This window comes from Nocardia sp. NPDC050799 (genome assembly GCF_040654015.1).
GTDB lineage: Bacteria > Actinomycetota > Actinomycetes > Mycobacteriales > Mycobacteriaceae > Nocardia.
The window spans coordinates 1-1,025 of sequence record NZ_JBFAHF010000140.1 but is presented as its reverse complement, the minus strand read 5'-3'; the positions used below and the strand labels follow the sequence as shown (position 1 = coordinate 1,025).

The 1,025-nt window shown below is 58.9% G+C and carries 1 protein-coding gene and 1 pseudogene; both read right to left on the bottom strand.

Annotation, left to right across the window (positions count from 1 at the left end; genetic code table 11):
- Window positions 1-278 (bottom strand): annotated as a pseudogene (locus AB0H42_RS35960) (MFS transporter); the annotation flags it as partial.
- Between the two features lie 124 nt (window positions 279-402).
- Window positions 403-990, bottom strand: coding sequence for a molybdopterin adenylyltransferase (gene mog / locus AB0H42_RS35955; RefSeq protein ID WP_015376607.1), 588 nt, complete (start codon window positions 988-990; stop codon window positions 403-405).
- Window positions 991-1,025: the final 35 nt, after the last annotated feature.

Sequence of the window (1,025 nt, the reverse complement as noted above, 5' to 3'; positions counted from 1 at the left end):
CTCAGGGTAAACATCTTTTTGCGGCCGACCAGATCGCCGAAGTGCGCCATCACGATGCCGCCCAGCGGGCGGGCAAGATAGCCGGCGGCGAAGATGCCGAAGGTTTGCACCAGCCGCAGCCACTCCGGCATGTCCGCCGGGAAGAACAGATCGCCGACCACGGCGGCGAAGAACACGAAGATGATGAAGTCGTAAAACTCCAGCGCGCCGCCCAACGCGGCCAACGTCAGCGTTTTGTAGTCTTGCCGGTTCAGCCGGCGATTATTGTCGTGAGGCATAGGGCACCGTCGGTAAAGGCTGTAAAAATAAAAGCCGCAGGTTTTCTGTAAAAGAATCCTTACTATAACGGCAAATTATTTTCACACCAGACGGGCTGAAGCCGATCTCGCAGAACGCTGAAATTTAGAGGTTTATCTCGCGACGCGCGCTCTTTGGCCGAAATGCTGCTACCACCGCGGCGTGCGTTTCGACGTAAGGCCCGTCGAGCAGTTGAATGCAATAAGGCACGCTGGCGAAGATGCCGTGCACCACCGCATTGCCCTGCTCATCCTTTACCCCTTCCAGCGTTTCCTTGATCGACTTCGGCTGGCCGGGCAAGTTGATGATCAGCGCCTGCTTGCGGATCGCTCCCACCTGGCGAGAAAGAATTGCCGTTGGCACATAGTGTAGGCTGATCTGACGCATTTGCTCGCCGAAGCCGGGCATCACGCGATCGGCGATCGCCAGCGTGGCGTCGGGGGTGACGTCGCGACGCGCCGGCCCGGTGCCGCCGGTGGTCAGCACCAGATGGCAGCCCATTTCGTCCACCAGCTCACACAGCGTTTGTTCAATTTGCGTCTGCTCATCGGGGATCAGCCGGGTTTCCAGTTTGAACGGCGTCGCCAGCGCGCCGGCCAGCCACTCCTCCAGCGCCGGAATGCCTTTATCCTGGTAAACGCCGCCGGAAGCGCGGTCAGAAACGGAAACCAAACCAATACGTAAAATATCCATGCGTAACCTCTACAGCCTGATGGGGTCCGAACGGG